This is a genomic window from Geodermatophilus sp. URMC 62 (genome assembly GCF_052931475.1).
This window is the reverse complement of record NZ_JBRFHY010000001.1, coordinates 3,626,155-3,651,436: the sequence shown is the minus strand read 5'-3', so window position 1 is coordinate 3,651,436 and position 25,282 is coordinate 3,626,155. Positions and strand designations below refer to the sequence as shown.

Genomic DNA, 25,282 nt, shown 5'->3' with positions numbered 1-25,282 from the left:
CCGGACCGGTCCGTCCGGGCCGGTAGACAGGACGCCATGGGCACTCCGGACGGCCGGCCGCATCCGCACGACGGAGCCGCCCGGGCGAGCGTGGCGATCACGGCCACCACCACGCCGGTGCTGTCGGCGGCCCTCGCCGCCAGCGCGGTGCCCGTGGTGTCGCGGCTGGCCCTCACCGCCCACGGCGGCCCGCTGCCCGGCGCCACCGTCCGGCTGGGCGTCCGCGACACCGAGGGCCCCCTCGGCGGCCCCGTCGAGCTGACCGTCGACCTCGACGCCGGCCGCACGACGGTCCTCAGCGACCTCGGCCTGCTGGTCGACCCGGCGGCGGTGCGGCGCATCGGCGAGCAGCGGCCCGGCTCGGTCGAGATCGACGTGACCGCCGGCGGCGTCGACGTCGGCGGCACCGCCGTCCCCGTGCAGGTGCTCGCGGCCGGCCAGTGGTCGGCCGCTCCCCTGCCGCTGGCGCTGGAGCTGCTCGCCGCGCACGTCCTCCCCCACGACCCGGCGGTGACCGCGCTGCTGACCGAGGCGGCCGCGCTGCTCGACGAGCGCACCGACGACGCCTCGGTGCAGGGGTCCTCCGCCGGTCCGGAGCGGATCGACCGGATCGTCGCCGCGGTCGCCGCCGCCGTGCGCGCCCGCGGGATCCGGCACCTCGGGCTCCCGGCCGGCTGGACCGCGCGGGCCCAGGAGGTGCGCACGCCCGGCGACGTCCTGCAGGGCCGGGCCGGCACGAGCCTGGACACCACCGTGGTCGTGGCCGCCGCGCTGGAGGCGGCCGGTGTCCGCCCGCTGCTGTTCCTGGCCGACGGTTCGGCGTTCCTCGGCTACTGGCGCGAGGAGCGCAGCACGCCGAGCGCCGCCACCACCGAGGTCGCGCCGCTGGTGGACCTGGTCGACCGCGGCCTGGTGCGCCTGGTGGAGACGACGCTGCTGACCGGCCACGCCGACGCCGGGCCCGGTGCCGAGCCTACCGCGGAGCCCACGGCCGAGCTGTTGCACCGGGCCGCGTACGACGCCTGGCTCGCCGGCCCGCCGGAGCGGGTGCTGGGCGTCACCGACGTCGCCCGGGCCCGCCGCGACGGCATCCTGCCGCTGCCGGCCCGCACCCGCGGCGCCACCGGTGCGGTGCAGGTGGTCGAGTACCGCCGGGCCGACTCCGACCCGGCCGCGCGCTCCACCGGCCGGCACGCCGCCCCGGGCCCCGACAGCCGCCCCGGCGTGCCGCCGCGCGTGCAGGAGTGGCGGACCGCCCTGCTCGGCACCGGCGCGCGCGACCGGCTCCTCGACTGCCCCGAGGGCGCCGGCCTGCCGCTGACCGTCCCCGGCGCCTACCTGGCCACGCTGGCCGACCTGCTCACCGGCGGAACCCCGGTGTCCCTGCTGCCGGCCGACCGGCTGGCCGCCGAGCACTCCGAGCAGGGCCTGCGCTCGGCGCGCGAGCTGCCAGTCGGGCGCCTCGGGGACCTGCTGCACGAGCAGCGGGCGGTGCACGCCGACGTCACCGAGGGCGGCTACCTGCCGCGCCTGCGCGCGCTGGCGCACCGCGCGCGGACCGTGCTCGAGGAGACTGGCACCAACGACCTGTACGTCGCCCTCGGCAGCCTGGCCTGGGAGCTCGACGGCCGGCCGGTGCGCTCTCCGCTGGTGCTGCTGCCGGTGGTGCTCTCCCCCGCCGGCGGCGCCGGCTACCGGCTCGCCGTCGACGGGACCGGCAGCGCCGGCCCCAACCGGTGCCTGCTGGAGGAGCTGCGCCGGGTGCACGGCCTGGAGGTGCCCGACCTGACCGGTCAGGACGGACCGGAGGGAGTCGACGTGGACGGCGCGCTGACCGCCGTCCGTCAGGCGCTGGCCGACGCCGGGCTGCCCTTCCGCGTCGAGGCGACCGCCGACCTCGCCGTCCTGCCCTCCGCCCGGTACCGGCTGGAGCGCGACCTCGACGAGCACTGGGCGGAGTTCGCCGCCAACCCGCTGGTGTCGCACCTCCTGCACGCCCCGGGCGAGGCCTTCGTCGACCCGGTGCCCCCCAGTGCCGGGACGCCGGACCTCGACGAGCTGGCCGCCGCCTGCCCGCTGCCGGCCGACGCGGGGCAGCTGCGCGCCGTCGCCGAGGGCCTCGCCGGGCGCACCGTCGTGCTCGAGGGCGCGCCGGGCACCGGCAAGTCGCAGACCGTCGCCAACCTGCTCGCCCGTGCGGCCGCCGACGGCCGGCGGGTGCTCTTCGTCTCCGGGAAGCGGGCCGCTCTGGACGCCGTCGCCCGGCGGCTGGAGGCGGTGGGCATGGGCCCGTTCACCCTCGACCTGCACGACCGGGGAGCGCGCGCCGCGGACCTGCGCGCCCGCGTCCGCGCGGCGCTGGACTGCGCGGTCGCCGTCGACGATCAGGGCCTGGCCGCCGACCGCGACGACCTGCGCGCGGCCCGCCGCACGCTCGCCCGCTACGCCGACCGGCTGCACGCGCCCAACGCCGCCGGCCTGTCGTTCCACTCCGCGCGGACGGCGCAGCTGGCGGTCGGCGACGACGTCCGGCCGCTGCCGCTGCCGCCGGCGTTCGCGGCCACGGCCCCGGCCGCGACGCTGACCGCGGTGCGCCGGGCACTGGCGCTGCTGCCCGACGTCGCCGACCTGGCCCGTCCCTCGGCGCGGCACCCGTGGGCCTTCGTCGACACCGCGCGGGTCGACCTCGCGGCCGCGCACCGGGCCGCCGCCGAGGTCGACGACGCCATCCGCGCCCTGCCGGCCGAGGAGCACCTGGGCCGGGCGCTGCGCGAGGTGCGCTCCCCCGAGGACCTCGGGGTGCTCGCCCACCTGCTGGCCGGTCCCGACGTCGGCCTCGACGTGCTCGACGAGGTGCCCACGGAGCGCTGGCGGACGGCGACGGAGACGGTGCTCGGCGACGTGGCCGCCTTCGCCGCCACCGTCCACCCCGGCCTGGAGCTGGCCACCCCGGAGGCGCTCGAGCTGCCGCTGGCCGACCTCTACGTGGCCGCCCAGACCGCGCAGGCCGCCCGCTGGTGGACCCGCCGGCAGGGTCTGCGCGCGGTGCGCGACCGGCTGGCGCCGGTGCTGCGGCCCGGTGCGACGGTGCGGCTGCGCGACGTCGCGGAGCTGACCGCCGCGCTGTGGCGGGTGCAGACGGCGGCCGGCGCCCTCCTCGCCCGGGCCTCGGTGATCCCGGGGCTGTCGGTGCCGGCCGGGTGGAACCCGCTGGCCGAGCCCACGCTGCTCGACCCCCAGGTCGCCTGGCTGCAGCGGGCCGGCGCCGTCGTCGACAGCGCGCGGACCTTCGCCGTCGCGCTGCGCCGCTACGTCGTCTCCGGGCCCGGTCCCGACGTGGCCGCCGCCGCGGCGGTCACCCGGCTGCGCACGGCCCTCGTGGCCCTGCTGCGCGTGTGCGGCAGCAGCTCCGCGGAGCTGGCCGCCTGGTGCGGGGACGACGGCGTGGTGCTGCGCTGGGCGATGACCCGCCCCGAGCGCGGCCTGGACCACCCCGGCCTGATCTCGCTGCGCCGGTGGGCGGAGCTCCTCGACACCCTCGAGCCGCTGCGCGCCGCCGGGCTGACCGAGGCCCGCCAGGCGCTGGTCAGCGGCCGGCTGCCGGCCGAGGACGCGGGCCGCGCGTTCGAGGCGGGCCTCGCCACCGCCGCGGCCGCCGAGCGGCGCACCGCCACCGGCCTGGACGGCTTCGACGCGGCGGCGCACGACCGGGCGGTCGCCCGCTTCACGGCCGCCTCGCGCGCGGTCCGCCGGCACCTCACCACGGCGCTGCCCGCGGCGGTGGCGGCCGCCCGGCGCCGGGACGGCCGGCCCGACGCGGTGGACGACCGGCTCGGCGCGCTGCAGCGGGAGCTGGGCCGCTCGCCCGGCTCGGGCGTGCGTGCCCTGCTGGCCGAGCACGGCGACGCGGTGACCGCGGTGCTGCCGTGCGTGCTGGCCGGTCCGGACGCGGTGGCGCGGTTCCTCCCCGCGCGGGCCGGCCTGTTCGACCTGGTCGTGTTCGACGAGGCCTCGCAGCTCCGGGTCGCCGAGGCCGTGGGCGCGCTGGGCCGCGCCCGCGCCGCGGTCGTCGTCGGCGACAGCCGGCAGCTGCCGCCGTCGTCCGCGGAGCCGGCCGGGGCCTGCGACGACGACCTGGCCGACCTGCTCGGCACCGCGGTGGAGGACGAGGAGTCGATCCTCTCGGCCTGCGTGCGGGCGCAGGTGCCGCGGCACCGGCTGTGGTGGCACTACCGCAGCCAGGACGAGTCGCTGATCGCCTTCAGCAACGCCCACTACTACGACGAGCGGCTCGCGTCGTTCCCCGCGCCGGCGCACGGGCGGCCCTCGGCCGACGTCGACGGCCGCGGCCTGAGCCTGGTGCGGGTCGACGGCACGTTCCACCGCACCGGGGCCGGGCGGCTGCTGCGGACCAACCCGATGGAGGCCAAGGCCGTCGTCGCGGAGGTCCGCCGCCGGTTCGCCGCCTCCCCGGACACGGCTCCGTCGATCGGCGTCGTGACCGTCACCGCCCAGCAGCGGGCCTACGTCGAGTCGCTGCTGCGCGACGCCGGCGACGAGCGGCTGGTCGAGGCGCTGGACCGCACCGACGGTGAGCACCTGTTCGTCAAGACGCTGGAGCACGTGCAGGGCGACGAGCGCGACGTCGTGCTGTTCTCCACCGCGTTCAGCCCCGACGACCGCGGGGTGCTGCCCCTGGACCTCGGCCCGCTCAGCCGGCTCGGCGGCGAGCGCCGGCTGAACGTGGCCATCACCCGCGCGCGGCGGCAGGTCGTCGTCTTCTCCTCGTTCGACCCCGCGGCGCTGCGGGCCGAGCAGACCTCGTCGGTGGGCGTCAAGCACCTGCGCGCCTGGCTCGACCTGGCCGCGCTCGGCACCGACGCGCTGCCCCGCGGAGGCCGCCGGGCCGGTGTGCCCGACCGGCACCGCGAGGACGTCGCGGCGGCGCTGCGCTCGCGCGGGCTCGTCGTGCGCACCGACGTCGGGCTCTCCGGCTTCCGGGTCGACCTGTCGGTGGCCCGGCCCTCGGCTCCGGACACCCCGCTGATGGCCGTGCTGCTCGACGGCCCCGCGTGGGCGCGGCGGGCCACCGTCGGCGACCGCGACGGCCTGCCGGTCGAGGTGCTCGGCGGGCTGCTCGGCTGGCCGGCGGTGGAGCGGGTGTGGCTGCCGGCGTGGCTGCGCGACCGCGAGGCGGTGCTCGACCGGCTGGTCGCCGCCCTCCCCGCCGCCCCGGCGGTGGCGGTCCCGGTGGCGGTTCCGGTGGCGACGGTGCCGGCGCCGGTGCCGGTGCCGGTGCCGGTGCCGGTGCTGGCGAGCGTGCCGGCGGTCGAGGACGCCGACGACCTCCCCGCTGTCGCGCCCGTCGCGCCGCGGGTGCTGCGCTCGGTGGGGCCGGCCGCGCTCGCCGCGCTGCCCGCCGGCTCCCCCGCCGAGCCGGCTCCCGGGCCGGTGACGCTGACCGTGGTGCCGGCACCGGTGGAGACGGAGCCCGTGCACACCGAGCCCGTGCACACCGAGCCCGTGCAAGCGGAGCCCGTGCACACCGAGCCCGTGCGGACGGAGCCGGTGGCGACGGAGCCGGCCGCCCAGCCCGCCGGGGACGAGCCGGCCACGGCACTTCCCATGGTGGTCGCCGAGGTCGCTGCGCCGCCGCGGCCGGCGGCGGAGCGCCGCTCCGCCGCGCCCGGGCTCGACGGCGAGCTGCCGTTCCGCCCGTGGTCACCTCGGCCCGCCGGCGACCGCAAGGCCCTCGACCAGCTCGCCGACGTGCGCACCGCCCGTCTCGTGCGGCGGGTCCTGCTCGCCGGGGTGAAGGCCGAAGGCCCGGTGCACCGCGACCGGCTCGCCCGCCTCGCGGCCGGCGCCTTCGGCCTGTCGCGGGTCGGCGAGGCCCGCCGCGACGCCCTGCTCGCGCTGCTGCCGGAGGCCACCGTCGACGGGGAGTTCGTGTGGCCCGAGTCGCTGGACCGCGCCTCGTGGACCGGCTTCCGCCGCCAGGCCGCCAGCAGCACCCGCCCGCTGGAGCACGTCGCGCCGGAGGAGGTCGGCAACGCGATGGTGGCGGTGTGCCGGGCCGCGACCGACGCCGGCGCCGTCCCGACCCGCGACGAGCTGTTCCTGCGCACTACCGAGGTGTTCGGCTACCGCCGCCGCACCCCGTCCCTCGCCCCGCTGCTCACCGCGGCCCTCGACCGGCTGACCGCCGCCGGCCGGCTCACCGTGCACGACGACGGCCGCGTCACCGCCTGACCCAGGGAGGTCTCCTCCCGGCGACCTCGTGCTCTGCCCACACCCGTGGGCAGAGCACGACGTCCGGGCCGGACACCCCTGCCCCGCCCCTTCGAGCTCTGCCCACACCCGTGGGCAGAGCACGAGGTCCGGGCCGGACACCCCTGCCCCGCCCCTTCGAGCTCTGCCCACACATGTGGGCAGAGCTCGACGACCGGCCGGGCGCACCCTGCCGGGGCCGGGACGGCACCGGCGGGAGGATGGACGCCGTGACCAGCACCGCCGCCAGCCCCTCCGCGCTGCGCGACCTCGAGAGCTTCCCCGCCGACGTGCGCGACGCCGTCGGCCGGCTGGCGGGCATCGCCGAGCGGACACCCCTGCAGCGCAACGAGCGCCTGAGCACCCTCACCGGCGCCGACGTGTGGCTCAAGCGCGAGGACCTGCAGGTCGGCCGGTCGTACAAGGTGCGCGGCGCCTACAACACGATCAGCCGGCTCGACGCCGGAGCGCGCGAGGCCGGCGTCGTCTGCGCCAGCGCCGGCAACCACGGCCAGGGCGTCGCCTACGCCTGCCGGGCACTCGGCGTCCGCGGCGCGGTGTTCGTGCCCGGGACGACGCCGCGGCAGAAGCGCGCCCGCATCCAGGCGCTCGGCGGCGAGATGGTCGAGCTGGTGGTCACGGGCGACACCTACGACGACGCCGCCGCGGCCGCCGCCGCGCGGGCCCGCACCACCGGCGCCACGCTGGTCCCCGCCTTCGACGCGTGGCCGGTGGTGGTCGGGCAGGCGACCGTCGCCGTCGAGGTCCTCGAGCAGCTGGGCCGCGCGCCCGACGTCGTCGTCCTCCCGCTGGGCGGTGGCGGGCTGCTCGCCGGGTGCGGCACCTGGCTGCGGCAGGCCAGCCCGGGCACCCGGCTGGTCGGCGTGGAGCCGGCCGGGGCGGCGAGCATGGCCGCGGCGCTGGCGGCGGGCCGGCCGGTCGAGCTGCCGGCCATCGACACGTTCGTCGACGGGGCCGCGGTTCGCCGGGCCGGCGCGGTCACCTATCCGCTGGTGCGCGACTCCGGCGCCGAGCTGGTCGCCGTCCCCGAGGGCCAGGTCTGCACCGAGATGCTCGAGCTCTACCAGGTCGACGGCGTCATCGCCGAGCCCGCCGGGGCGCTGGCCGCCGCGGCACTGACCGGCGGCGCGGTGCGCGTGGCGCCGGGCCAGACCGTCGTCTGCCTGCTCTCCGGCGGCAACAACGACGTCAGCCGCTACGCCGAGGTCATCGAGCGGTCCCTGGTCCACCAGGGCCTCAAGCACTACTTCCTCGTGGAGTTCCCGCAGGAGCCCGGGGCGCTGCGCCGCTTCCTCGACGACGTCCTCGGCCCCGACGACGACATCGTGCTGTTCGAGTACGTCAAGCGGGACAACCGCGAGACCGGCGCCGCGCTCACCGGCATCGAGCTCGGCAGCGCCGGGAGCCTCCCGGGCCTGCTGGAGCGCACGCAGGCCAGCCCGCTGCGCATCCAGCACCTGGACCCCGACTCACCGGCCTACCGCTACCTGGTCCGCGGCGGCGGCGGCTGAGCGTCACAGCCGCGCGAGGCCGACCACGGTGACGTCGTCGGTGCCGGGCGGGTCGAGCGCGGCGACCACGCCGTCCACGACCTCCTGCGGCGCACCGGGGACGGCGGCCACCGCGGCGCGCAGCGCCTCCAGCCCCTCGGCGAGATCGCGGTCGCGGCGCTCGACCAGGCCGTCGCTGTAGAGCAGCAGCCGGTCGCCGGCGTCCAGGCGCAGCCCGGCCTGCGGGTAGTCCGCGGCGTCGAGCAGGCCCAGCGCCGGGCCGCGGCCGTCGGTGACCAGCCGGCTGCCGCCGGCGCCGGCGTGCACGGCCGGCAGGTGCCCGGCGCTGGCCAGGGCCACCTCGCCGGTGCCCGGGTCGAGCTGGACGATCACAGCGGTCGCCATCTCGCCCGGCAGCAGCGCGCCGACGAGCCGGTTGAGCTCGGTGAGCGCCGCGGCCGGACCCTCGTCGCGCAGCAGCGCGGCGCGCAGCGCGTGCCGCAGCTGGGCGGTCACCGACGCCGCGGACAGCCCGTGCCCGGCGACGTCGCCGAGCACCACCGCCAGCCGGCCCGACGGCAGCGGCACCAGGTCGTACCAGTCACCGCCGACGACGTCCTCCTGGCTGGGCCGGTACCGGGCGCCGAGCGCGACGCCGGGCACCTTCGGCAGCTCCTCGAGCAGCAGGGTGCGCTGCAGCGCCGCGGCGAGCCGGTCGTCCTCGCCGGCGCGCGCCAGCACCGCCTCGCCGAGGTGGCCGGCCAGCGCGCGGGCGGCGGCCCGTTCGTGCGCGCGCCACGGGCGGGCGGTGCCGCGGACGGTCTCGGTCCAGCGGGCGAAGGAGCGGCGGGGGCTCAGCCGCGGGCCGCCGTCGTCCCGGGTGAGCTTCGAGGCGTACGGGTCGCCGCCCCAGGTGACCTCGCGCGGCGTCTCCGGCCGGAACCAGGCGAGGAAGTCCCCGCGTCCGCCGCCGACCTCGACGGCGAGCACGCCGCTGGCGGCGTCGGCCAGATCCGCGAAGCCGGGCAGGTCGCGGGTCAGCCGGTCGGTGGCCCCGCCGGCGCGCAGCACGGCGGGGACGACGGTGGCGACCCGCTCGGGCGGGGGCGTGGACCCGAGCAGGTGCAGCCGGCCACCGAGGCGGACCGCGGCGCCGGCGGCGGGCAGCAGGTCGAGCACGGTCACCGCGCCGCCGACCAGCGCGGTGGCCGGCGTCCGCGGGGTGCGGCCGACCGCGGCGGCCAGCTCGGCCTCGCGCTGGGCCACCGCAACCGCCTCGTCGCGCGCGCCGGCCTCGACGGTGGTGTGCAGCAGCAGCGAGGCGGTGCGGCCGAGGAACTCCGCGGCGGTGCGGTCGGCGGGCGAGGGCCGGTGCGGGCCGCTGTAGGAGTGGCAGGCGACCAGGCCCCACAGCCGGCCGCGGTCGATGAGCGACACCGACATCGAGGCGGTGACGCCCATGTTGGCCAGGTACTCCAGGTGCACCGGCGAGACGCTGCGCAGCGCCGCGCCCGACAGGTCCAGCGGCGCACCCGTCCCGGGCACCAGCCGCGGCTGCAGCGGCACCGGGGTGTAGGTGGCGTCGGGGATCAGGCGCAGCCAGTTGGTGGCGTAGAGCGCGCGGGCCTGGGCCGGGATGTCGCTGGCCGGGTAGTGCAGGCCGAGGAAGGGCTCGAGGTCCTCCCGGCGGTCCTCGGCGACCACCTCGCCGTTCCACTCCGCGTCGAAGCGGTAGACCATCACCCGGTCGAAGCCGGTGAGCGCCCGCACCTCGCGGGCCAGGACCCCGGTCAGCCCCTCGAGCGTCGTCGGCGCCGAGAGCCGCTGCAGGACGGTGGGCAGCCGGCGGTGCCAGGCCGCGCCGGCCTGCCCGGCGCCGGCGACCGGCTCCCACTCGGTGACCAGCAGGTCGCCGCTGCGCGAGAGCACCAGGTCGACGTCCCGGCCGCCGGGTGCCATGCGCAGCGGCTCGGCCTCGGCGACGTCCCCGGCCAGCGCCTCGCGCAGCCGGTCGAGCTCGACGGGCGTCAGCAGGTCGGCCAGCGTCGCACCGGTCACCTCGGCACCGAGGACGTCGGCGGCGTTGGCCGACGCGACGACGACGGCGAGGCCGGGCTCGGTGACCGCCAGCAGCGCGCCGTGCGGTTGGATCGCGCCGGGGACGGCGATCGGCTCGTCGGCGCAGCGGGCGAGGGCCCGCGGGTCGAGGAACGGGGCGTCGGCGCGGGACGGCGCCGCCGGTGCCGGTGCGGCCGTGTCCGCGGTGGTGGGCGGCAGCGGCTCGGGCGTCGTCACCGGCGCGACCCTACGACCCGACCTCCCCGTCGGCGACGCCCGCCTGCTCCACCACCGGCACGATCCGGTCGAGCTCGAGCAGGTCGATGACCAGGCGCACCGGGGTGTTCTCCCGCGGGCAGACCACCTGCAGCGCCGTGCCGGTCTCGCCGGCCCGGCGCGCGGTGCGGGCCAGCTGCCGGGCGCCGGAGGAGTCCATGAACGTCGTCTCGGTCAGGTCGACCACCAGGCGACCCGGCGAGGCGGACAGCTCGGCCTCGACGCACTCGGCCAGCCGCGCCACCGTCGCGACGTCGAGCTCACCGCGTACCCTCACCGCCGGCCGTCCGTGCACCGCTGTGCGGTCGACGGCGAACTGCACGATCGGCTCCCTCGGTGCGGTGACGGACCCAGGGAGCGTAACCGGACGGTGCGGAGAGGGGCCCGGGTTGGAGATCGGCTTTACCGTACGTCTTCCGGTGGACGTCGACAGCGTGCCCTTCGTCCGCGGTCTGTGCCGGCAGGCGCTGGAACACCTGCGGATCGAGCGGGCCGTCGTCGCGGAGACCACGCTGGCGCTCACCGAGGCGTGCGCGAACGTGGTCGAGCACGCCGGCGCGCACGCCGGGTACGAGGTGTCGGTCGACATCCGCGACGACGTCTGCCGCATCACCGTCGTCGACGACGGCAGCGGCTTCGACCCCGGGGACGTCGCCGACCGGGATCCGGTCGAGGGCGGCGCGGGCCTGACGCTCATGCAGGCGCTGGTCGACCGGCTGGACTTCCGCCAGGACGCCGACGGCCGCCACCGCGTGGTGCTGGAGAAGCGGCTGTCCACCCGCCCGCCGCTGCGGCTGCTCGACCGCCGCTGACGCCCCGGCCCCGCCGCGGGCTCAGGACGGCGGGGCGTCCCGGTCGGCCTCCTGCGCGGGCGGTGAGGTGGCCTCGACCGCGGTGAACGGCTCGAGGATCTCGTAGGTGTGGCTCACCCCGGCCGGCACGACCCAGGAGTCGCCCGGCCCCAGCTCGATCGTCTGGTCCTCCGCGCGCAGCCGGGCCCGCCCGGAGACGGCGTAGCCCACCGTCTCGTACTCCCGGGCCACCTCGGGCTCACCCTCGCTGGGCTGCTGCGCGGCCCACAGGCGCATCGCGACCCGGGAGCCCGCCGCCAGCTTCCGCTGCCCCATCCGTCCGGCCGCCACGGCCGCGGCCTCGACCTTGCCGACCCGGCTCCCACTCGTCCCGCTCACGGACGGCGGGCTACCCGGGGGACGCGTCGGACAAGCGCACCGCCCCCGGGTGGCCCGCCGGACCGGGCGGTCAGGACGACGGCGTGAGCGCGCGCACCCGGTCGATCAGCCCGCCGGCGCAGGCGTCGATGAAGCCGTCGGGGTCGGGGCCGGCGTTCTGCAGCACGAGGTGGTCGAAGCCGGCGTCGACGTAGGGCTGCACCTGCTGCAGGTGCTTCTCGAGGTCCGGGCCGCAGGAGAACTGCTGCTTGATGTCGTCGAGGGTGACCGTCGCGCTGGCGGCGTCGAAGTTCACCGGGTTGGGCAGCTCGCTCATGACCTTCCACCCGGTGACCGCCCAGCGGCTGGTCTCCAGCGCGGTCTGCGCGGCGGTGTCCTCGTCGGCCGCCCACGCCATCGGCACCTCGGCGTAGCGCGGGCCGCTGCCGCCGGCGTCGCGGTAGGCCTGGACCAGGTCGGCGCGCGGCTCGGTGGCGAACAGCCCGTCGCCGTGCTCGGCGGCCAGCACGGAGGCGTTGTGCCCGCCGCTGGCGACGGCGATGACCGGGAGCCGGTCCGGGAGGTCGAAGACGCGGGCGTCCTCGAGCTGCAGGTACTGCCCGTCGTAGGACTGGTAGCCGCCCTGCCAGAGCAGCTTGATGATCTCCAGCGCCTCGGTGAGCATCCTGTGCCGCGTCCGCACGGCCGGCCAGCCCTCCCCGACGACGTGCTCGTTGAGCCGCTCGCCGGCGCCGATGCCGAGGGTGAACCGGTCGTCCGACAGGATCTGCACGGTGGCCGCGGCCTGGGCGATGACCGCCGGGTGGTACCGGATCATCGGGCAGGTCACGCCCGTGGCCAGGCCGATGCGCTCGGTGCTGGTCGCCATCGAGCCGAGCATCGACCAGGTGAAGCCGCTGTGCCCCTGGACGTCGAGCCACGGGTGGAAGTGGTCGCTCAGCTCGACGAAGTCGAAGCCGGCCTGCTCGGCGCGGACCGTCTGCCGGACGATCTCCTTCGGCGGGAAGGCCTCGGTGGCGAGCTTCAGTCCGACCTGCATCGTCGTCGTCCTCACTGTGGGTGCGCTCGGTCGCCGTCCGGCCTGCCCGGCGTCCGCGGAACGGAAACGGCACGCCGGGGTGCCGACGTCCCGGCCGGGTACCCGGGTGCGCGGGGCCCGTCGACCGCCCCCGGCCCTGCCCATCCGCCGGCCCCACCCGCGACACGAGAAGCGAGCCATGGAGAGAATCAACGACCGGCTGCTCACCTGGGCGTCGATCCTCGAGCCGACCACCCGGGCCCAGGCCGAGCGCACCGCCTCGATGCCGTTCATCCACCCGTACGTGGCCCTCATGCCCGACGCCCACCTCGGCCTGGGTGCGACCGTCGGCTCGGTGATCCCGACCGACCGCGCGATCATCCCGGCCGCGGTCGGCGTTGACATCGGCTGCGGGATGATGGCCGTGCGCACCCAGTTCACCGGCGACGCCGTCCGCGGCCGCAACCTGGCGACGCTGCACGAGCAGATCTCGCGGGCGATCCCGCTGTCTGCGGGGCGCAACAACAAGAAGCTGCGGGAGACGGCGGCGCCACGGGTCCAGGAGCTGCGGGACCTGCCCGGGGCGGCCCAGGCCGACGGCGTCGTGCGCGACTGGCCGCTGCAGCTTGGGTCGCTCGGGTCAGGCAACCACTTCATCGAGGTCTCCCTCGACGAGGCCGACCGGGTGTGGCTGTTCCTGCACTCCGGCTCGCGCGGCGTCGGCAACAAGCTGGCGTCCAAGCACATCCGGGTGGCCCAGGAGCGCTGCCGCGGGACGGACCTGCCCGACCGCGACCTCGCCTGGCTGGCGGAGGGGACGGCGGAGTTCTACGCCTACGTCGAGGCGCTGCACTGGGCGCAGCGGTTCGCAGCAGCCAACCGCGAGGAGATGATGGACCGCGTCGCCGACCAGGTGTCGCGCTTCACGGGCGAGGAGGTCCGGCGGGTGCAGGTGGTGCAGTGCCACCACAACTACACCGAGCGGGAGACCCACCACGGCGCCGAGGTGTGGCTGTCGCGCAAGGGGGCGATCTCCGCGCGGGAGGGCCAGTGGGGGCTGATCCCCGGGTCGATGGGGACGGCGTCCTACGTCGTCGTCGGCAAGGGCAACGCCGAGGCGCTGATGTCGGCCCCGCACGGCGCCGGCCGCAACCACTCGCGCGGCGCCGCCCGGCGGATGTTCACCCGCGCCGACCTCGACCGGCGCATGAAGGGCATCGCGTGGGGCCGCTCCGACGCCTTCCTCGACGAGCACCCCGACGCGTACAAGCCGATCGACCGGGTCATGGCCGACGCCGCCGACCTGGTGGAGGTCCGGCACACGCTGCGCCAGGTCGTGAACGTCAAGGGCGACTGACGGACCGCTCGCCGCCGCGCGCCCGGTGCAGGACAGTGGCCCGGTGACGACGTCGATCGAGGCAGCGGCGCTCCAGCAGGTGGCACCGGGCGTCTTCGCCTACGTGCAGCCCGACGGCAGCTGGATGATCAACAACACCGGTGTGGTCGTCGGCGACGACGGTGCGGGCCTCATGGTCGACACCACCTCGACCGAGGCCCGCAACCGGGCGCTGTTCGCGGCGGTGGGCGGGGTCGCGCCGGGCCGGCTGCGCGCGCTGGTGAACACCCACCACCACGGCGACCACACCTTCGGCAACTGGCTGGCGCCGGCCGACACCCCGGTCGTCGGGCACGCACTCGCGCGGGAGGACCAGCTCGCTGCCGGGTTGATCGCCGCCCAGGTGCTCACCGGTCCCGACTACGGGCACCTGGAGGTGCGGCCGCCCGACGTCACCTTCACCGGCGCGATGACGCTGCACCTGGGCGAGCGCGCGGTCGAGCTGCACGCCGTCGGGCCGGCGCACACCCGCGGCGACGTCGTCGTCCGGCTGCCGGCCGAGGGGGTCGTGTTCGCCGGCGACATCGCCTTCGCCGGCGGTCAGCCGTTCCTGGCCGAGGGCAGCGTCGCCGGGTACCCCCGGGCGCTGGCCGCGATCCGGGCGCTGGAGCCGGAGGTGCTGGTGCCCGGCCACGGCCCGGTGTGCCGCGGCGCGGAGGTGACCCGGCTGCTCGACGACCTCGCGGGCTACGCGGCCTTCGTCGACGCGGCGGCGCGGGAGGGGCACGCCGCCGGCTGGTCGCCGCTGGAGACCGCGCGCCGGCACGCGGACAACCCCTACGCGGCCTGGCAGGAGTCCGAGCGGCTGGTGGGCAACCTGCACCGGGCCCACGCCGAGCTCGACGGCCGGCCGCTGGGCGAGCGGCTGCCGCTGACGGCCATCTGGCCGGACATGGTCGCCTTCCACGGCGGCCCCATCGGCTGCCGGGCCTGAGCCGGGGCGCGGGGGACGGCGGCGCCGTCCCCCGCCCTGGCTCAGAGCGCGGCGTAGAGGGCCTCCTCGAACTCGCCGTAGACCCGCCACGCGCCGTCCTGCTCGATGAAGGGCAGGGAGTTGGTGTAGATCGAGGCGCAGACGCCGGTGGTGCGGTCGATGAAGAAGTGGGTGTTGAACAGGCCGGCCCAGGCGCCGGTGCCGGCCCGGCGGCGGCCCGGCTGGTCCTCGGTGTTGAGCAGCAGCCCGTGGCCCCACGTCCAGCCCGGCCCGACCCGCAGGCTGTCGGTGATCGGCGGGTCGGCGGTGGGGATCTCGGCGGGGAACCCCAGGTCGCCGATCTGGTTGGTGAACGCCCGGTCGACCGTCTCCTCGGACAGGATGCGCTCGCCGTCGAGCTCGCCGCCGCGCAGCAGCGCCCGCGTGAACCGGGTGTAGTCGCGCGGCGTCGAGTACAGGCCGTGCCCGCCGGCCCACCAGTCGGGTTCCTGGTTGAGGATCTCGGGGACGGCGGTCCAGCGGCCGTCCTCGCCGCGGGTGTGGATGGCGACGCAGGTGGCCTTCCGGCCCTCGTCGAGCCGGAACATGGTGTCGGCCATCCCGAGCGGCTCGGTGATCCCCGTCCGCACGACCTCGTCGAGCGTGGTGCCGGCGACGGTCTCGACGACCCTGCCGAGCCAGTCGGTGTTGATGCCGTAGACGAACCGGGTGCCGGGGTGGGCCACCATCGGTGCCTTGAACGCCTCGGCCGAGCCCGGGACGACGTTGGGGACGCCGGTCACCGTCTCGTAGCGGAGCAGGTCGGCGCTCCAGAACCAGTAGCCCAGGCCCGTGGTGTGGGTGACCAGCTGGGAGACGGTCGCCTGGCTGGCCGGCGGGACCAGCCGCGGGGTGTCGCCGTCGAAGCCCTCGAGCACCTGGACGGCGGCGAACTCGGGTTGGTACTCCTCGACCGGCGCGGCGAGGTCGAGGTCGCCGCGCTCGACCAGCTGCAGGGCGGCGGCGGTGGTGACCATCTTCGTCATCGACATGATCCGGAACTGGGTGCCGGTGCCCACGGGGTCGTCGGACTCCCCGGCCACCCGCACCCCCGCGCCGCCCTCGTAGAGGACGCCGTCCCGGTCGGCGGCGATGGCGGCGACGTGCGGCACCGCTCCGCTCTGCACCGCGTCGGCCAGCACCGCGTCGATCCGGCTGCCGTCGATGTCTCTGCTCATGGCCCCTCCTCGGCTGGTCCGCCGCGACTCTGCGGCGGCCCCGGCGTCAGGCTGGCGCGTGACCAGGGGCAGCGCAACGGCGCGTCCGGACGCCGGCGGGACCCGGTCTCCGGACGCGGATCCCCGGACGCGGCTGTCCTGACGCGGCGCGACCCCCGTCCCGGGTACCGGGACAGGGGTCGCGAGGAGTGCTGCGCGGTGGGCGTCAGTAGCGACCGGCCGCGCCGCCTCCGCCCCTCTTGTTCTTGGCCTGGTAGTCGCGGATGAACTGCTTGATCTTGGCCTGGTTCTGCGGCTTCTGGAGCTCCTGCACCACCTTGGCGGCGACGCCTGAAGCCACCAGCTTCCTCAACATCCCCACGGGGTCCTCCTCCTGTCGACTGTTGTCCCGATGCCCGGTGAACGGGCGCGGCAACCGTGCGGATCCCGGCGTCCCGACCACTTCCCTCGTGGCCGGTCATTGACTCAGCGTTCGGACGCACCGTTATGTCCTTTTTACCGTCGGCCCGCGTGTCCGCCCACGCGGGGGGTCCGCCACAGGGCAGTGCCCCGGGAGATCTTCGCAGCTCAGTACGGCGTTTCGGATTTCTGGCACTTGTCAAGTCCCGCAAGGTGGTCCGGGCGTGGCGTTCCCCCAGGGCGGTTGAGGGCTCCACATCCCCTACCTACCGTCGTCGCGGTTCGGCCAGGGCCCTTCGTCACCTCCCGCGTGACACCCGCCGGACACGCCGAACCGGATGCCGGCACCCAGCCGGTACCCGGACCGGGGACCCACCTGAGCACTGGGGTGAAGCGCGACTCGTCGCGCCGGGCGACTCCCCCGTCCGAACCCGTCAGCTAACCCGGCAGGCGATCGTGGAGAACAGGAGAACCGTCGTCGATGACGACTGCACGCACGTCCATCGCTCGTCGCTCGTTCCGCGGCATCGCCGTCGCGGCCATCGCCGGAGCCGGCATCGCCCTCTCCCCCCTGCCGGCCTCGGCTGCTGCGGGTGACAGCGCTGGCACGGCCGTGGCCGCCGCGCCGGCTGCGGCTTCCTCCAGCGCGGCCCAGGTCGCCGTCGACACCGCGCTGGCCCAGGTCGGTGACCCGTACGTGTACGGCGCGACCGGCCCGAACTCCTTCGACTGCTCGGGGCTGACCAGCTTCTCCTACAAGGCGGCCGGGATCTCGATCCCGCGCACCTCGAAGGCCCAGTCGACGTTCGGCACCCCGGTGGCGAAGGCCAACCTGCAGCCTGGTGACCTGGTGTTCTTCTACACCCCGGTCTCGCACGTCGGCATGTACATCGGCAACGGCCAGATGGTCCACGCCTCGACCGCCGGCAAGCCGGTGGCGGTGGTGAACCTCGACTCGATGCCGAGCTACGTGGGCGCCCGCCGGGTCGCCTGACGCACGGCCCTGACGGTGCCCCGGCCGGACTCCCCGGCCGGGGCACCGTCGCGTCAGGACTCAGCCGTCGAGCCGTCGCCGGTCGCCCGCATCGGCGACCGGGTCCGGCCGAGCCATGCACACTCAGCCGACCGCGATTACGGCTCTGAGCTGGGCTTTCGGGTTGATCCGCCCACTTCCCTCGACTAGACTCCGTACATGTGTTCGAGCGGCGCGATCGGTGACACCGCCGCGCTGACGGACGCGGAGATCCTGGACGAGGTCGCGGCTGCGGTCGCCGAGCGCAACCGGATCGACGCCCGGCTGACCCGGCTGGTACGGGCGGCGGAGAACCGGCAGGCACCCGAACGCGACGGGCTGCGGTCGCGGTCCTGCCTGCGCGGCCACTGCCGGCTCTCGGCCGCCGCGGCCGCCCGGCTGGTGGGCAACGGGCGGGTGCTGGAGCACCTGCCGGCGCTGGCCGAGGCGCACGACGCCGGGCTTGTGTCGGCCGAGCAGGTGGGCGTCGCCGCGGTCGTGCTCACGCCCGAGCGGCTGGCCGCGGCCGCCGAGCGTGGTGTGGACCTGGTGGAGATCGACGCGGTGCTCACCGGGCTGGCCGTCGAGCACGAGCACACCGACGTCGTCCGCGCGGTGCGCCACTACCTGACGTGGCTCGATCCCGACGGACCCGAGCCCGACCCCACCGACGGGCGGCGGCTGACGCTGTCGAAGCACGCCGACGGGTCGCTGTCGATCCGCGGGGAGCTCGACGCCGTGGGTGGGGAGAGGTTCCAGGCGGCGGTCGAGTCCTTCGTGCAGGCCGACCGGCCCGCCGGCGACCAGCGCAGCCGCGCCCAGCGGCTCGGCGACGCACTCGTCCAGCTGGCCGACAACGCGCTCGCCGCCGGTGGCCTGCCGACCCTGCGCACGGTCAAGCCGCACGTGGCCGTCGTCATCGACCACGAGGACCTCGCCGCCGGCAGCGGCGGTCCTGCTGCCGGGCGGATGGGGTTCGGCGCGGTCATCTCCGCCGCCCGCGCCCGCTGGCTGGCCTGCGACGCCACCGTCTCCCGGGTCGTCATGGGCCCCGACGGGGCACCACTGGACCTCGGCCGCGAGCACCGCCTGGCCGATCGTCACCTGCGCAGAGCGGTCGAGTTGCGCGATGGCGGGTGTGTGTTCGCCGGATGCGACGCCCCCACGTGGTGGGCGGAGGTGCACCACCTCGTGCACTGGCTCGACGGCGGCGAGACCAACCTGGACAACTCCGCGCTGCTGTGCGAGCGGCACCACACCAAGGTCCACCACGGCTTCCGCGTCGAGCGACGACCCGACGGCCGATGGCGCACCTGGCGACCCGACGGCACCGAGATCAGTACCCCGGCACCGCTGCTGCACGCCGCCTGACGGCCCGCCGCCGGCGGCCTGCCCGGCACACCCACCGGTGGGCCGGGCAGGTGGTGTCAGGCAGGGCAGACCGACTCGGCGACCATGGCCACGAAGTCGTGGGCCTGCTCGTCCTCCACGGAGGGGAAGAGCCGCTCGACGCCCTCGGACATCCTGAACTGGTCGTACTCCGGCTGTCCCAGCCGGACGCAGATCCCCTGCGCGACGACCCAGCCGGTGTGGGCGTCGAGCGGGATCCCCATCTGCTGCAGCGACGCGGCGAACTCCTCGGGGACGTCCGGCGCGCTCGCCGGCTCCTCGGCGCTCAGAGCCGGTGCCGTGGGGGGCGGGCTGCTCTCGCTGCTCGCCACCGGGGTCGTGCTCGCCGCTGGGCTGGCAACGGCCCGATCGGCGGCGTCCGCCTCGTCCGACCCGTCCCCCGAGGCGAGGACCAGCACGGCCGCGATGGCGGCCACCAGGACGACGATGCCGGCGATCAGGAGCGCGGACCGGCGGCGTCTCGGCACCGGCCGGTGCGCGTGCCGGTGGCGGTCGGAGGGAGGGGGGATGGTGCGGCTGTCGGCCATGTGGGGTTTCTTCCGGACGACTCGGCAGTGACCACGGGCGGCTCCGCTGACGTACGGGCCGCCCGTATGAGGCGGGGAGCTTACGGGGCGAACCCCGCCCGTGGGGCGTCGATCGCCGGGTCCCTGACCTCCGTCCGCACCCACCGCACCGGCATGCCCGCCTCTCCGTGGTCGCACGGCAACGCGGAGGTGGCCTTCGGCGCCCACGGCTCCCCGGGTCGGTGGCGTCGTGCACGTGCTCGCGGTGTCGACCCCACGGCACGCTGACCCCGTGGACGGTCCGAGGTGGCCGCGCCCCGCAGGCCGGGGCCCGGTGGTGGCGGTGGGCAAGCTGGTGGCCGACCAGCTGCTCGAGCTGTCGGCGCCCCTGGTGGTCGGCGGCCAGCAGCGGGTGGTGCGGACGGCGGCGGCCGGCGGGGCCCCGGCCAACGTGACGGCCGGCGTCGTCCGCCGCGGCGCGCCGGCACGGCTGGCCGGCTGGGCCGGCGCGGACCCGCTCGCCGACGGGCTGCTGGCCGGGCTGTCCGCGCGCGGGGTCGAGGTGGCGGTGGCGCGCCGTGGCCGGGTGCCGCTGTCGACGGTGCTGGTGCACCCCGGCGGCGAGCGCACCCTGCTGACCGATCGCGGCGAGGGCGGCCTGGAGCCGGCCGACGTGCGTCCGGAGTGGTTCGCCGGCGCCGCCGTCGTCCATGTGGACGGCTACGACCTGCTGCGCTTCCCCGCCGCGGTGCGGGCCGCGGCGTCGGCGGCGCACGACCTCGGCGTGCCGGTCGGTGCGGACGTCGCCGCCGCGACGCGGATCGAGCGCCACGGCGCCGCGGCGTACGTCGACCTGCTCACCGGGCTGCGGCCGGACCTGCTCTCCTGCAACGCCGCCGAGGCCGCGGTCCTCGGCCTGGACGGCGACGAGCTGCCGGCGTGGGCGCCCGGGCTGGTACTGGTGCACGCCGGCGCGCGCCCCACCCGGGTCGCCACGGCGGCGGGCTCGTGGCAGGTGCCCGTCGACCCGCTGCCGGAGGGCCGGCTGCGCGACACGACCGGGTGCGGGGACGCGTTCGTCGCCGGGGTGCTGGCCGGCTGGCGCGCCGGGGTGCCCGTGCTCGACGCCGTCCGCTCCGGTCACGCGGCGGCGGCCCTGGTCGCCGGGGTGGTCGGCGGCCAGCCGCCGCCGTGACCCCCACGTGCACTCGGCGGGTCAGCCGGCGTCGGCCGCCATCTCCGCCAGCCGGCACAGCGCGTTGACCTGCCGGAGCTGCTCCGGCGTCCGGACCACGGCGTCGAGCAGCAGCGGGCTCATCACCACCACCGCCAGCGCCTTGGCGCGGGAGACGGCGACGTTGAGCCGGTTGAGGTCGTAGAGGAACGACACCCCGCGCGGGGCGTCGTCGGCCGACGTCGAGGTCGTCGAGTACACGACCACCGGCGCCTCCTGCCCCTGGAACCGGTCGACCGTGCCCACCCGCGCGCCGTCGGGCAGCAGCGAGCGGATCAGCCCGACCTGGCTGTTGTACGGCGCCACCACCAGGACGTCGTCCGGCCCGACCGGCCGTTCCACGCCCTCGGCGTCCACCCACCCGACGCCCTGCAGCGACCGCCACAGCGCCGCCACCTCCGCGGCCTCGGCCTCCGAGGACGCCGAGCACGGCGAGGCGTGCTCCACGTACCGCACCGCCAGCCCGCTGCCGGACACCAGCCCGCCCGGCCGCACGGTGATCCGGTCGCGGCCGGCCGCCGACTCCAGCCGGCCCTCGTAGGCCAGGTCCGAGACGAACGCCGTCAGCGCCGGGTGCATCCGGTAGGTGGTGTCGAGGAAGACGCCGCGGTCCTCCGGCACCGTCGGGTGCCCCTCCAGGAGGTGCTCCAGCGCCGAGAGCCCCGAGTCGCCGGGGTGCACGGCCTGCGTCGGCTGGGCCAGCTGCTGCGGGTCGCCGAGGAGCACCAGCGAGCGCGCCGACCGCGCCACCGCGACGGCGTTGGCCAGCGAGAACTGCCCCGCCTCGTCGACGACGAGCACGTCGACCGCGGCGGCCAGGTCGGGGTTGGTCCAGAGCCACGCCGTCCCGCCGACCAGGGACACGTCGCCGTCCAGCAGCCGCGCGGCGACGTCCTTGCCGTCGCGGGACCACTCGACGCCCGGCGCCCCGCAGGCCTGCTTCTCCTCGCACTTCTGCAGCGCCGGCCGCCCGACCGCCGAGAGCACGTTGCCGATCACCGCGTGGGACGTCGCCGTCACGCCGACCTTCCTGCCGGCGTCCAGCAGCGCCCGGATCAGCCGCGACGCCGCCCGCGTCTTGCCGCTGCCGGGCGGCCCCTGCACCGCGAGCACCTCGCCGTCGAGCGCCAGGCCGAGCCGGACGACGGCGTCCCCGGCCTCCTCCCCCGGCAGCCGGCGACAGTCCGCGGGCACCCGCCGCGCCAGCAGCGCCTCCCCGAGGCAGGGCCTCCCGGCGAGGACGTCGTCCGCGGTGGCCGCGATGGCCTCGCGCATGCCCGTGTCGTCCAGCGGCCCGCCCGGCCCCAGCCCGCGCACCGACGCCGGCGGCTTGGTGCTCTTCACGACCACCCGCCCGCCGACGGCGTCCAGCGCGAACACCGAGCCGACGGCGATCCGGGTGTCGACGTCGAACGCCCGCTCCCCGACCGACAGCTTGGTGTCCTGCGCGGGGAAGGTGAACTCGTAGAGCTTCGACCGCTTCTCGGCGCCGACCTCGACGCCGCCGGCCAGCCCGCCGAGCGCCGTGCGGTCCTCGACGAGCTGCTCGGTCTCCAGGTCGCCGCGGCTGAAGAACTCCCACCAGCCGGGCCGGGCCTCGCGGCGGTGCCACTGCACGAGGTCGCCGAGCAGCGGGTACCCGGCGTCGGAGAGCCGCCCGACCAGCGCCCGCTCCGCGGCCTCGGCCTCCGACCGCGGCGCCGGGCCGGTGGCCTCGGGCACCATCGGCCGCGGCTGCGGCCCGTACTGCGCCTCCAGGGCGTCGCGCTGCTCCTCGAGCCAGTCGTGCAGCTCGCGGGTGGAGTCGACGTCGTCCTTGTTGTAGAGCTCGATCGACTCGAGCCGCTCCGGGTCACGGTCGGCCAGCCACTGCTCGTAGGCGATGACGCTGCCCATCGCGTCGGCGACGTCACCGGTGTGCTGCCGGCCGTAGAACGCCTCGACCTTCTTGATCGAGTACGAGCCCTTGCTGATCCGCATCGACTGCCGGACGACCGGATAGAGGTCGACGAACCGCTCGGCGCGCAGCAGCTGGTCGAGCTCGGCCTCGCGGACGCCGTAGCGGCCGGTGAGCCGCTTGAGCGCGCTGACCTCGTAGGCGGCGTAGTGGTAGACGTGCATGCCGGGGTCGACCGACCAGGCGTCGATGATGAGGTCGACCAGGTCGCACACCATCTGCCTCTCGGCGGCGGGGTCGTGCGCCCACAGCGCGGTGAACCGGCCCGAGCGGTCGCCGATGCCGGCGAGGTACTCCAGCCCGGCGCCGTCGGCGGAGTGCGGGTCCCCCTCGAAGTCGAGGTAGAGGTCGCCGTCGCTGGGCTCGGGCAGGCGGAGCAGGCCGGTGGGTCCGGACGGCGGCAGCAGCGTGCGGCTGGGGACGCCGGTGCGGCGCTCGTCGAGCTGCTGCTGCGCCTGCTCCTGCAGCCGGGCGCGGGTGGCCGCGCCGACGCGGGCGGCCTTGAGCGTCTCGGGGTCGGCCGACGCGAGCTGCTCGAGGGTGGTGATGCCGGCGGCGCGCAGGGCGTCGCGGGTGTCGCGGCGCATCCCGGCGACGAGGCTCAGGTCGTCGGCGGCGGCGAGCTCGGCGTCGCAGCGCGGCTTCCAGGTGCACTGGCTGCAGTAGGGCCCCGGGACCGGCTCGGTGGCCGGCGGGTCGGCGACGAAGGCGGCGAGCGTCGCGCGGGCGCGGCGGGCGTAGGCGGCGACGTCGACCAGCCGCCACGGGTGGGCCACGCCGTCGCCGGTGACCACGCAGACGCGGTCGGGCTGCCGGCCCTGCAGGACGGCGAGCCGCTCGGCGTAGGTGGCCATCTGCAGCAGCGCGGGCACCTTGACCCGGCGGGCGAGCTTGGCGTCGGCGACCTCGTAGGACCACCTCCCCAGCGCCGACGGGGTGGGCACCTTCAGGAGGAAGTCGGCCGCGCCGGCCCACAGGCCGTCGGTGAACTGCGCCTGGTGGACGACGTCGACGCCCTGCCGCAACGCCTGCAGGGTGAGTGCCTCGGCCTCGCGGCGGCCCGCGGCGTCGAGCCGGACGGGGATGCGGACGACGCTGCGGCCCTCGGCCTCCAGCGTCTCCAGGTAGCGCAGCTCGTGCTCGGTGCCGAGGTCGGCGATGAGCGCGGCGTGGTCGGTCGGGCCCTCGGCCAGCGGCTCGAGCCGGCCGTCGGCGACGGCGAGGTCGAGCGTGGTGAGGTGGGCGCAGGCCTGGTGGCGGGTCAGGTCGGTGGGGCTGAGGACCAGAGAGCCGTCGGAGCGGTACATCGGGACGGGACGGTCTCACGCGGCCGCTCCGGCCGGGGGAACCCGCGCCGGAGGCGCTGATCCGGTGGGGCGGAGGATGCGGACGTGACCGCTGGACTACACCGCTCCCACCGGGTGGCCGGCGCGCTGGTCGGGTCGGCCGTGGGCGACGCGCTGGGCGCGCCGTTCGAGTTCGGCCCGCCCGGGGCGTTCTCCGCCCGCTTCCCCGCGCCCGCCCGGGGCGCGGCCACGGAGATGTGCGGCGGCGGGCCGGCGGGGCGGGAGCCGGGCGAGTTCACCGACGACACGCAGCTGGCCCTGCTCGTGGCGCAGTCTCTGCTGGAGCGGGACGGCCTGGACGAGGCCGACCTGTTCGCCCGCTTCGTCGCGTGGGCGCAGGCCGGGCCGCCGGACATCGGCGCGCAGACGCGCGCCGTCCTGACCTCCGGGCTGCCGTGGGACCGCGCCGCCGCCGAACACTTCGCCACGTCGGGGCACGCGGCGGGCAACGGGTCGCTGATGCGGACGACGCCGGCGGCGATCCGGTTCAGCCGGTTCGGCACCGAGGCGACGGTGGACGCTGCCCGGCGGATCTCGATGCTGACCCACGGCGACCCGGCGGCCGGTGAGGGCTGCGCGGTGTTCCACGAGCTGCTGCGGGTGGCACTGGACGGCGGCGACCCGCTGGCCGCCGTCCCGTCCGCCCTCTCCCTCGTGGGCGATCCGCATCGCGAGCGGTGGGCGGCGGTGCTGGCTCCCGACTGGGAGCCGTCGATGGCCACCGAGTCGAACGGCGCGGTGTGGCCGACGCTCGGGCAGGCGCTGTGGGCGCTGCGGAGGGGTGCGGACTTCGCCGAGGTGCTGCGGCTCGTGGTCGACCTGGGCGGGGACACCGACACGGTGGCGTGCGTCGCCGGCGGGCTGGCCGGGGCGGTGTACGGGATGGGCGGCATCCCGATGCGGTGGTCGTCGGCGGTGCACGGCCGGGTGCCGGGGCACGGCGAGCGGGTGTGGCGGCTGGCCGACCTGCAGCAGCTGGCCGCGGCGCTGGACGGCAAGCCGGCGCAGTCCTACGACCCCGGCGTCATCCCGCGGATCGGTCCGGTGGAGGTGCTGCCGGGGATCTGGGCGGGCAACCTCGACGGCGCGCGGTTCTCGGACGGGGACTTCGCCGTCATCTCGCTGTGCCGGCTGGGCGAGCCGTTCCCGCATCCCAACCACCGGATGGCCTACATCGCCGACAACGACCACAACGTCGACCTCGACGTGATGCTCGCCGACGTCCTCGACGCCCTCGCCGCGCTGCACGCCGAGGGCCACTGGGTGCTCGTGCACTGCCACGGCGGCGCGTCGCGGACCGGGCTGCTGCTGCGCGCCTGGCTGGTGCGCGAGCAGGGGATGACGCCGGCCGAGGCGACGGCGCACGTCGCCGAGCGCTGGCCCTATCTCGGGCTGTGGAACGCCAGCTTCACCGCCGCGCTGGAGCGGCTGGCGGCTCAGCGTTCCTCCGTGCCGGATGGCGGCGGTGGACGGTAGACGTCGGACCGGTGCGCGATCCGCACCACGAGGATCCGGCGATCGCCCTCGTCGACCTGGATGGGGACGCGG

At 76.5% G+C, this 25,282-nt stretch carries 17 protein-coding genes and 1 riboswitch; of the genes, 9 read left to right on the top strand and 8 right to left on the bottom strand.

Going from position 1 to position 25,282, the window contains the following annotated elements:
* Positions 1-36: 36 nt before the first annotated feature.
* Together ACU616_RS17720 and ilvA are read left to right on the top strand one after the other, a co-directional pair.
* Positions 37-6,252: a DUF3320 domain-containing protein gene (locus ACU616_RS17720; RefSeq protein ID WP_446759745.1), complete on the top strand. Its 6,216-nt coding sequence runs from the start codon at positions 37-39 to the stop codon at positions 6,250-6,252.
* A gap of 248 nt (positions 6,253-6,500) precedes the next feature.
* Positions 6,501-7,802 (top strand): threonine ammonia-lyase IlvA, encoded by a 1,302-nt coding sequence (ilvA, locus tag ACU616_RS17715; RefSeq protein ID WP_446759744.1) that lies wholly within the window; start codon positions 6,501-6,503, stop codon positions 7,800-7,802.
* A 3-nt stretch (positions 7,803-7,805) separates the two neighbouring features.
* Here the strand turns inward: ilvA and ACU616_RS17710 are convergent, their stop codons facing one another.
* Together ACU616_RS17710 and ACU616_RS17705 are read right to left on the bottom strand one after the other, a co-directional pair.
* Entirely contained in the window at positions 7,806-10,076 is a 2,271-nt protein-coding gene (locus tag ACU616_RS17710) for a SpoIIE family protein phosphatase (protein ID WP_446759743.1), read from the bottom strand.
* A gap of 10 nt (positions 10,077-10,086) precedes the next feature.
* The gene (locus ACU616_RS17705; protein ID WP_446759742.1) at positions 10,087-10,437 is read right to left on the bottom strand and encodes an STAS domain-containing protein; all 351 of its coding nucleotides are present in this window, start codon (positions 10,435-10,437) and stop codon (positions 10,087-10,089) included.
* Between the two features lie 97 nt (positions 10,438-10,534).
* On the opposite strand from ACU616_RS17705, the gene ACU616_RS17700 reads away from it, so the two are divergent.
* Complete coding sequence (locus ACU616_RS17700) at positions 10,535-10,927, top strand: ATP-binding protein (RefSeq protein ID WP_446759741.1); 393 nt, start codon at positions 10,535-10,537, stop codon at positions 10,925-10,927.
* A gap of 21 nt (positions 10,928-10,948) precedes the next feature.
* On the opposite strand, the gene ACU616_RS17695 is transcribed toward ACU616_RS17700, so the two are convergent.
* Together ACU616_RS17695 and ACU616_RS17690 are read right to left on the bottom strand one after the other, a co-directional pair.
* A complete protein-coding gene (locus ACU616_RS17695) occupies positions 10,949-11,305 on the bottom strand; it encodes a cupin domain-containing protein (protein WP_446759740.1) in 357 nt (118 codons plus the stop codon).
* A 70-nt stretch (positions 11,306-11,375) separates the two neighbouring features.
* Positions 11,376-12,344 carry a TIGR03557 family F420-dependent LLM class oxidoreductase gene (locus ACU616_RS17690; protein ID WP_446759739.1) on the bottom strand — a complete coding sequence of 323 codons (969 nt, stop codon included), beginning with the start codon at positions 12,342-12,344 and terminating at the stop codon, positions 11,376-11,378.
* A 178-nt stretch (positions 12,345-12,522) separates the two neighbouring features.
* Between ACU616_RS17690 and ACU616_RS17685 the strand changes: the two genes are divergently transcribed.
* On the top strand, positions 12,523-13,680 hold the full coding sequence (locus tag ACU616_RS17685; RefSeq protein WP_446759738.1) for an RtcB family protein: 1,158 nt from the start codon (positions 12,523-12,525) through the stop codon (positions 13,678-13,680).
* A 43-nt stretch (positions 13,681-13,723) separates the two neighbouring features.
* Positions 13,724-14,653: an MBL fold metallo-hydrolase gene (locus ACU616_RS17680; protein WP_446759737.1), complete on the top strand. Its 930-nt coding sequence runs from the start codon at positions 13,724-13,726 to the stop codon at positions 14,651-14,653.
* 41 nt (positions 14,654-14,694) lie between these two features.
* On the opposite strand, the gene ACU616_RS17675 is transcribed toward ACU616_RS17680, so the two are convergent.
* Positions 14,695-15,870 (bottom strand): serine hydrolase domain-containing protein, encoded by a 1,176-nt coding sequence (locus ACU616_RS17675; RefSeq protein WP_446759736.1) that lies wholly within the window; start codon positions 15,868-15,870, stop codon positions 14,695-14,697.
* A gap of 205 nt (positions 15,871-16,075) precedes the next feature.
* Positions 16,076-16,210: a hypothetical protein gene (locus ACU616_RS17670; protein ID WP_446759735.1), complete on the bottom strand. Its 135-nt coding sequence runs from the start codon at positions 16,208-16,210 to the stop codon at positions 16,076-16,078.
* 394 nt (positions 16,211-16,604) lie between these two features.
* Positions 16,605-16,738: riboswitch (cyclic di-AMP (ydaO/yuaA leader) on the top strand.
* A 12-nt stretch (positions 16,739-16,750) separates the two neighbouring features.
* Here ACU616_RS17670 and ACU616_RS17665 point away from each other — a divergent pair.
* Both ACU616_RS17665 and ACU616_RS17660 read left to right on the top strand, forming a co-directional pair.
* Positions 16,751-17,263, top strand: a complete 513-nt coding sequence (locus tag ACU616_RS17665; protein ID WP_446759734.1) for a C40 family peptidase — start codon at positions 16,751-16,753, stop codon at positions 17,261-17,263.
* 198 nt (positions 17,264-17,461) lie between these two features.
* Positions 17,462-18,652 (top strand): DUF222 domain-containing protein, encoded by a 1,191-nt coding sequence (locus ACU616_RS17660; protein WP_446759733.1) that lies wholly within the window; start codon positions 17,462-17,464, stop codon positions 18,650-18,652.
* 56 nt (positions 18,653-18,708) lie between these two features.
* Here the strand turns inward: ACU616_RS17660 and ACU616_RS17655 are convergent, their stop codons facing one another.
* A complete protein-coding gene (locus ACU616_RS17655; RefSeq protein ID WP_446759732.1) occupies positions 18,709-19,218 on the bottom strand; it encodes a hypothetical protein in 510 nt (169 codons plus the stop codon).
* Positions 19,219-19,489: 271 nt separating this feature from the next.
* Here ACU616_RS17655 and ACU616_RS17650 point away from each other — a divergent pair, with 271 nt between their 5' ends.
* A complete protein-coding gene (locus tag ACU616_RS17650; RefSeq protein WP_446759731.1) occupies positions 19,490-20,392 on the top strand; it encodes a carbohydrate kinase family protein in 903 nt (300 codons plus the stop codon).
* 21 nt (positions 20,393-20,413) lie between these two features.
* Here ACU616_RS17650 and ACU616_RS17645 read toward each other — a convergent pair whose 3' ends face one another.
* Positions 20,414-23,695, bottom strand: coding sequence for a TM0106 family RecB-like putative nuclease (locus ACU616_RS17645; protein ID WP_446759730.1), 3,282 nt, complete (start codon positions 23,693-23,695; stop codon positions 20,414-20,416).
* A gap of 84 nt (positions 23,696-23,779) precedes the next feature.
* On the opposite strand from ACU616_RS17645, the gene ACU616_RS17640 reads away from it, so the two are divergent.
* Positions 23,780-25,210, top strand: a complete 1,431-nt coding sequence (locus ACU616_RS17640) for an ADP-ribosylglycohydrolase family protein (protein WP_446759729.1) — start codon at positions 23,780-23,782, stop codon at positions 25,208-25,210.
* The last annotated feature ends 72 nt before the right edge of the window (positions 25,211-25,282 follow it).